This is a genomic window from uncultured Gimesia sp., from assembly GCF_937919775.1.
Taxonomy (GTDB): Bacteria; Planctomycetota; Planctomycetia; order Planctomycetales; family Planctomycetaceae; genus Gimesia.
Genome location: NZ_CALFPF010000729.1, coordinates 1 through 7,304 on the forward strand (window position 1 = coordinate 1; position 7,304 = coordinate 7,304).

Consider the following 7,304-nt stretch of genomic DNA (forward strand, 5'->3'; position numbering starts at 1 on the left):
TTTCCGGGCTTAATGGCGATACCGCTAGATTTCATTTCCGGACACCCTGCTAGAACGGCTTTCCGGCTCTATTCTAACGGCTTTGGCTGGAATTTGATAGAAACAGAAGAACGGCATTATGAGTTCTTATTGATTCGCTTTTCACTGATTCAGGTAGAGGATTACTGCTAATATCCCCAGCAGCAGAACCCAGACAAGGATGGCCCGCCACGTCGCCTTTTTGGCCCGCTCGGCTTCCCACCAGCTTCGCGGACGCACGCCCTGCACCAGAAATGTGGCAACGCCGGCCAGGTTAATGCAGATGACGTTGGCAATGGTGAGTAACATCGCGCCACCAGATAAAACAAAGTTACCGTCCCCGAGCAGCATGCCACTTACGACCAGCGGCGGTACGAGTGCAACGGCCACCATCACGCCGATGACGGCGCCGGGAAGCCCCTGAGTGAACGCCAGCGTCCCTGCGCAACCTGCCGCCAGAGCCAGCAGGATGTCTCCCGGATTGACTTCTGTCCGGGACGCAATCGAGGGGAGCTCCGGGTCCACTACGAACACCAGCCCGGCAACGACGGCTAACGCAAACGCCGCAAACGTGCCGGCAATATTGGTCAGAAACGCGCGACGCAGCAGTTCGAAGTCGCCTAAAGTGGTCGCGAGTGACATGGCGACGTTCGGACCCAGGAGTGGGGCAATGACCATCGCGCCAATAATGACCGCCACATCGTCTCGCATCAGGCCCACCGCAGCGACGATCGCCGAGAGAATTGACATCCCGACGAAAACACGCGAGACCTCCAGCCCTTCATTGGCCTGGGAATAGAGTTCCTCGCGGCTGATTCGTTGTTTTCCATTCGGCTCTTCCTCCGTCTCGTCCTGAGTTTCCTGTTCCTTTTCCTCTTCTAATTTTTCAGGGTTGATGCGAGGCAGAACGGCTTCGACGGGAAACAGAATCACATGGAAGCTTTTGGTATCGGCGTAGTGTTGCTCAAACCGATCCATGATCGGCTCGGTTTCCTCAGCGGGGACCAGCAGATGCAGCACAAGCTGGTCCGAGTCCGTATCCCGCCAGCGTCCCAGAATCTCACACCCTTCCAGCAGTTCGTCCAGCTTCTCTTGATTGGTTTCTGGAATGAATATTTGCATTACCCGCAGGATCATGATTACTGTCTCGGCATCATCGCTGTGAATCGTGTTTTTATTTTTTAACGGTGGCTTTTATGATCTTCAGAATGATTATTGTACCGGCAGCGAAAAGAATTTGATATAATGAGGGCTGAAGGCCAGGGAGCAATTTATGTCAAAACAACAACGCCAGACAACACGACAACCGGCGCTGAAACTTCCCCACCTGCAAAAGAAAATACAGAAGTCAAAAAATAGAACCGGTCAGACAGGGAAAAAATGACGGAAACGCCAAAGAAATTTAGCATCGTGCAGGAAGGGGAAACATAAACAATGCAGGGAGAAGCCTATTATCTTTGTGAGTCCTGTGGCGAAGAAATCGTCGTACCCGTCGATCTGTCAGCGGGGATGGAGCAGGAGTATATTGAAGACTGTCCGGTTTGTTGCCATCCGAACGTGATTCACGTTCACATCGAAGATGACGGTGCCGTTCGGATCTGGGCCACCGGGGAGTAAACGTGTTCCCTGCAACGACGAGCGGTTATTCCTCTTCAGGGCCGATGAATTGAAAGCGGGCTACTTCGCGCCCCTCGATTACGACGGTCTCCAGAAACATCCCCTTCGGTCGGACCCAGAGTCCCCGTTCGCCGTAATCCTGTCGATAAACGACCATTTCTTCTTCGGTTTCACTATGACGCGCGACGTCAATCACGAGATAATCTTTGCCTTTGTAATGTCGATAACGGCCTGTTTTCATGTTGATTCGTCTTCTGTCTCAGCTTCAATTTAGATTCAGTTGGATTATGGAATGAGGATTCTCTCAAGGGCATACTGCCTGATTTTTCTTTTGGAAGACACCAAGAATGGAAGTGCTCCAGGGAAACGGCATCCAGAATCCTGCTGGTGTTTCGAGGTTGAATACCGACCTGAGAACTGCGTTGACCGGGGAAGAGGGAACCCGGTGGGTCTGATGGAGTAAGGCCTGAATATCATCTGCATTCATGTTCCTCAAGTCAGGGGATTTTAATCGGCTCAGATAAAGGAGCGGGCTCAGCAGAAACATGAAGTAACGTGAGGTACACAGTTCAAATCCTGTGGCATCGGCCAGTGCAGCAAAGTCGTTTCGGGAGTAGCGCCGCACATGATGTGCCAGATCGTCATTATAGGTCCAGAAAAACTGTAAAGCCGGTGTAGTCACAAACAGAAGTCCTCCGGGCCGCAAAATCTGGTAAGCTTGCTTCAGGGCCGCAATGTGGTCTGGGATATGCTCCAGGACATCGAGCAAAAATACAACGTCCCACCGCTCTTTCCAGGGAAGCTGTAACATGTCGACTTGAAACCGCTTTACCGACGGGCCAGTAAAATCTTCTGCATACTCCAGTGCACAAACTGAAGAATCTGCCAAAGCCAGTTCCCAGTTCGTGTTGTTTGCATGGGTGGTTAAGTAATTGATCCAGCCCCCACATCCCCCGCCCAGGTCAATCATCGATAAGGCATCGTCTGAACTTTGCCGGCGGCGACCTAACATCCGTTTGAGCGCGTACAGGAGGAAACGATGCCTGCCGCAATACCAGAAATGCCGTGTCTGCATTTCACGTAGCGAATCGAAGCCTGACTCTGAATATTCCTCATCTCTGTGTTTGACTGCTACTTTGGGAATGAAAATTCCTTTGGCATCACGAACGAAGTGCTTCTCATCGTCTGCAGTCAATTTCATCATTGATTATGATCCGTAGGAGAAGTCGCCAAATGTGAAAAAATGAGTGGTGCGAATTTGTGTTCTGCATGGCAAATTTGACAGCGTTCCGGTGTTTGAGCCAGACTGCCCGGAAGAGTTTACATAAAAAGGGAACCGTTGCCAACATTCGTCAGGATTGTTGGGGTGCATTCGGTTAATAATGCATTCAGCAAATGCCAGATCAGTCCATCAATAAAAACGAAATGTGACGTCCGAAGTCACTTCATGCTTTCTGTCGCTGTTTCTGTCAAAGCCCGCTGCAGTGGACACTCTACAGACGCGCGTGTATTGCTACGGTATTGACTCAAAAGTTCCTTGGAATGCCGGGCCAGCATCCGCCTGACTTCACGTCGTTTGCCTTTGACGCGGGGAATGACCATCGTATCATAGGCGGTCGTCTGATGCCGCATCCAGGCAATCACAGCGGCTTCCGCCCGTTGTTCGACGGGAATCCGTTTGGTCCGCGCCACCGTGCCACTGCCCACCGGCGTCGCATGCGCGGTGATCGCCTGGGCCATCTTTTCTGCCAGCTTTGCATGTGCGGGATGAAAGTCCAGAAACGCGAGGACAGAACCCAGGAAATCCTCAACGTATTCCGTCTGAACTTTTTCCCGGCGCTGTGCCGCTGCCGCTTGTTTCTTCGCATACGCGTCCGTCGAGCGCTCGGCGTCCAGTTCTTCACGCAGACGCGTAATCGTCTCCGATGGTGCCCAGACCCCTTTCGAAAAAGTACGTCGGCCCTTTTTCTCCTGCACGATCCAGAATTCACCGGCCGCTTTCACCCGCCGCGTCAAACCGGCATCGCCGGGAGGTAGCAGAGCCCAGCCCGCAGGAACAGAGTGAATCGTGCCATCGGCAGATTGCACGGTGTCTGGTGTAGGGCCGGGGGAGAAGGTCGAGGCGCTCATGACGCGTGAGATTCCTTTCGTGGTCCAGAATGTTTTCCTGGAACATTTAGCTGGATAGTTTTACTGCTGTTTCTGGTGAGGTTCGGAAGTGATATTCTGAGCGAAGTCTCCGACGATTAACCCGGTTAATAACATGTCGAGCGACATTCCGCAACCAGTCACTGAATCGCAGAAGGGAATGAGAGGTATTCCGTTTTTACTTTATTGTTCATCGGACGAAGATTTAAGAGTGGAATCTCTGTATGGCTGGAGATTCTCGTAACATTTCAACTGTGCTTCGCAAGTGATGTTTTCATGTTCTGGTGCTTTCATCAATGCTTCGTTGATCAGTCGGACAGCATCATCGAATTGTCCCACTTCGGCATAAGCGGCGGCTAAAACGCCTGAATCAGACCACTCTGTCTCATCGACTTGTTCGCAGTTGCGCAGCGCTAAAGCAAGCGCTCTGTTGCCGTCGCGATACTCAGGAACAGGACAGGTCGCCAGCAGCCAGGCCAGATTATTGAGAGCGGGTCTCGCATGGGGATCAATCTCAATCGCGAGTTCATAATCAGCGATTGCTTTTTCAAACAGTTCCATTTTCAGGTAAGCATACCCTCGACAGGTCAGGAGTTCCGCAGTCGAGTCGCCGAGTTTCATCGCCTGGGTAAAATCTTCAATGGCTTTGGAATACTGTTGTGTATCGAAAAAAAGGTTCCCGCGTTCGATATAATTGTCAATCTTTGACGGTGAAAGCAAAATGGCTTTGGAAAAATCGACGAGGGCTTCCTCAGTGTTTCCCAACCTGGAAAAAGTGCAGGCACGATTAAAGAGGGCATCCTGATATTCGGGCTGTAATTCGAGACACTGTGTCGTATCTGCCAGAGATCTGGGATAATCTTCTTTTAATCCATAAATGGCGCCCCGATTTAAGAACGCAAAGTGATTCGTGGGTTGCAACCGGATCACTGTATCACAGTCTGCAAGTGCCTTGTCGAGTTCATTCATACGAATATAAGCATGCGAACGACCGAGATAGGCGTCAACGTTTTCGGGTTGTTTTTGAATGGCTTTGGTGAATTTTGCGATGGCAGCCTCGAATTTACCCTGATGCAACCTCCGCGTTCCCTGTGCGAAGTAACGCTTCCTCCATTCGCGTCGCAAGCAATAGACCCACCTCAACAGCAGGCATAGATATCCCCCTATCAGCGTCAATCCGAGTATCGTCATGATCAATTCAACGATGAACACTATACCTGTCCTGTGAGCTTTTTTCTCTGATTATATCGGCTCAGAGAGAGACTGCTATGCTTCCCTTTTCAAAATGACCAGATGCAGGGGATCAGGCAGACGGCGACAATTCCGAGCAGCAGATTCAGTGGCGTGCCGATCCGCAGGAAGTCGCTGAACCGATAACCGCCGGGGCCGTAGACCATCATGTTGGTCTGGTAGCCGATGGGCGTCATGAAACTGGCGGACGCGGAGAGAATCAACGCAATCAGAAACGGACGCGGATTAACGCCGTAGAGCCGGGCTGTTTCAAGACAGAACGGAAACATCAGCACCGCCGCTGCGTTGTTCGTGATCAGTTCCGTCATGATCGAACCCAGTATATAGATCACGGCGATCGCTGCAATCGGCCCCCATTCGCGCGTGGATTCGACCAGCGTTGTGGCAATCGCGGTTGCCGCGCCAGAGTTTTGCAGCGCAGTGCCGACACCAAATGCTGCTGCAATCGTGATCAACACCTGCCATTCGACACTGCGGTGCGCATCCCCCGATGAGATACATCCTAGCGCCACCATCAACACGGCAGTCAGCGTCGCCGACAGCACGATCGGCACGAGCCCTGTCGTCATCAATACGATCAGGCACACAAACAGCAGGATGGCAATCCACGCCCGGTCCAGACGAATGGGCCGCCAGTCATCGACGTCACTCACGAGATAAAACGCAGGGTCATGTCGATAGGCGCGCAAAAAGTGAGTCTGGGTTTGTAACAGCAGCGTATCGCCGGTGCGGAGTGCGATGTCGCCAATTTTCTTTTCAACCCGTTTCCCTGATCGATGGACGGCGACAACTGCTGCGCCGTAAGTCGCGCGGAAGTCGGCGTCTCGGATGGTCTTTCCGATCAGGGGGGAATTCTCGGAGATCACGGCTTCGCACAACCTTCGTTTGCGTTGTTTGCGGGGGGAAACTTCGTAGTCGGGGTCGGCAATCGGGACGAGACGGGGAATCTTTTCCAACTCGATGATACTGCTGACAATGCCGGTGAAGACCAGCTTGTCATTGGTTTTGATGACGTCATCCGGACCGACGGGGGCCAGGATCTGTCCGTCGCGATCAATCTCAATCAGAAACAGCCCCGGCAATTGACGCAGCCCTCCCTGTTCGATGGTCTGACCGATCAGACGACAACCAGGCTGCACCTGCATCTCCGCCAGATATTCTCGCCGGCTTTCGCGCAGTTGTTCCAGAAGCTCTTTGCGCTCGGGCAGCAGCACCAGTCCTCCCAGAAACAGATAGGCGATACCGATCAGGGCGTACGGCAGCCCGATCATGCCAATCTCGAACAGGTGCATGCCTGGCAGGCCATTCTCAATCATCAACCCGTTAATCACGAGGTTGGTCGAAGTCCCGATCAGAGTACAGGTGCCCCCCAGGATGGCGAGGTAGGACAGCGGAATCAGCAGTCTGGAAGGAGAGACCTGATTGCGTCGGCTCCAGTCCATGACGACGGGGACAAACATTGCCACGATCGGGGTGTTATTCAGAAAAGCAGACAGTGGCAGTACCACGGCGGCCAGCCGCGCAAGCACGCCACGTTCACTTTTGGCACGACCCAGAACGTGATGCCCGATAAAATCCAGTACGCCGGTTTCCCGCAGGCCCGCAACAACCACAAATAATGTCGCGACCGTCAACATTCCCGTATTGGAAAAACCGGCGAATGCTTCGGCCGGGGTGATAATTCCGATGATAGCCAGCACTGTCGAAGCTGCCAGAAACAGCAGGTCAGGGGGCGCCAGATTCCTGACCAGGGCGGCAAATAACAGTCCCACGATGCTCAACGTAACCCATGCTTCCAGACTCATCATTCATTCCTGTGACATTATTTTAGTGGTTAGGCAAATAAAAAAGGGTTGAAAGCTTTGGCTTCCAACCCTTCGGATGATGCAGTGAATTGTACCGGACTTGATTAAATCCTGAGTTCGATTTACACAATCCTCCCCGAAAGAACGAAAGCCGTTCTTTGACAACAGGTTTGACAACAGATTGTGAATAGATGATTCATGACGTGGTCTATCGGCATTGTTGAAGGTGGTTCTTGAATCGTTTCATGATGAGAAAATTGATAACCAGAGCCTGATTCGGCAGTTTGATCGAATTTCTTATGGCTCCCCACTTTCTTAAAAAGGGAGTCCTTATAGAGACAGGCATTTGAGGGAAAGGTTCATTTAATAAAGATAATTGGTGTAAAAAGAGACAATGCATTAGCAGAAAATGAACACGCCTTTTTAATTAATAAAGAACAGAAAGTAGTTGAATTCTGGCCTGCC

7 protein-coding genes are annotated in these 7,304 nt (G+C 51.8%); 1 reads left to right on the plus strand and 6 read right to left on the minus strand.

Going from position 1 to position 7,304, the window contains the following annotated elements; genetic code table 11:
- Positions 1-141 precede the first annotated feature (141 nt).
- Complete coding sequence (locus Q0294_RS20520) at positions 142-1,140, minus strand: TIGR00341 family protein (protein WP_299469185.1); 999 nt, start codon at positions 1,138-1,140, stop codon at positions 142-144.
- 312 nt (positions 1,141-1,452) lie between these two features.
- Between Q0294_RS20520 and Q0294_RS20525 the strand changes: the two genes are divergently transcribed.
- The gene (locus Q0294_RS20525; RefSeq protein ID WP_299469187.1) at positions 1,453-1,635 is read left to right on the plus strand and encodes a CPXCG motif-containing cysteine-rich protein; all 183 of its coding nucleotides are present in this window, start codon (positions 1,453-1,455) and stop codon (positions 1,633-1,635) included.
- Between the two features lie 25 nt (positions 1,636-1,660).
- On the opposite strand, the gene Q0294_RS20530 is transcribed toward Q0294_RS20525, so the two are convergent.
- The 5 genes from Q0294_RS20530 to Q0294_RS20550 all read right to left on the minus strand — a co-directional run bounded on the left by Q0294_RS20530 (position 1,661) and on the right by Q0294_RS20550 (position 6,839).
- Positions 1,661-1,882 (minus strand): DUF1653 domain-containing protein, encoded by a 222-nt coding sequence (locus Q0294_RS20530; RefSeq protein ID WP_366918003.1) that lies wholly within the window; start codon positions 1,880-1,882, stop codon positions 1,661-1,663.
- A gap of 57 nt (positions 1,883-1,939) precedes the next feature.
- Entirely contained in the window at positions 1,940-2,839 is a 900-nt protein-coding gene (locus Q0294_RS20535; RefSeq protein WP_299469190.1) for a class I SAM-dependent methyltransferase, read from the minus strand.
- Between the two features lie 236 nt (positions 2,840-3,075).
- Entirely contained in the window at positions 3,076-3,765 is a 690-nt protein-coding gene (locus Q0294_RS20540) for a DUF2293 domain-containing protein (protein WP_299469192.1), read from the minus strand.
- A 201-nt stretch (positions 3,766-3,966) separates the two neighbouring features.
- Positions 3,967-4,974, minus strand: a complete 1,008-nt coding sequence (locus tag Q0294_RS20545) for a tetratricopeptide repeat protein (protein ID WP_299469196.1) — start codon at positions 4,972-4,974, stop codon at positions 3,967-3,969.
- Positions 4,975-5,063: 89 nt separating this feature from the next.
- Complete coding sequence (locus tag Q0294_RS20550; RefSeq protein WP_299469194.1) at positions 5,064-6,839, minus strand: SLC13 family permease; 1,776 nt, start codon at positions 6,837-6,839, stop codon at positions 5,064-5,066.
- Positions 6,840-7,304: the final 465 nt, after the last annotated feature.

Excerpts from the sequence above, each read along its gene's own strand:
- Q0294_RS20520 (WP_299469185.1), bottom strand. The coding sequence starts at position 1,140 with ATGCAAATATTCATTCCAGAAACCAATCAAGAGAAGCTGGACGAACTG.
- Q0294_RS20525 (WP_299469187.1), top strand. The coding sequence starts at position 1,453 with ATGCAGGGAGAAGCCTATTATCTTTGTGAGTCCTGTGGCGAAGAAATC.
- Q0294_RS20535 (WP_299469190.1), bottom strand. The coding sequence starts at position 2,839 with ATGATGAAATTGACTGCAGACGATGAGAAGCACTTCGTTCGTGATGCC.
- Q0294_RS20540 (WP_299469192.1), bottom strand. The coding sequence starts at position 3,765 with ATGAGCGCCTCGACCTTCTCCCCCGGCCCTACACCAGACACCGTGCAA.
- Q0294_RS20545 (WP_299469196.1), bottom strand. The coding sequence starts at position 4,974 with ATGACGATACTCGGATTGACGCTGATAGGGGGATATCTATGCCTGCTG.
- Q0294_RS20550 (WP_299469194.1), bottom strand. The coding sequence starts at position 6,839 with ATGAGTCTGGAAGCATGGGTTACGTTGAGCATCGTGGGACTGTTATTT.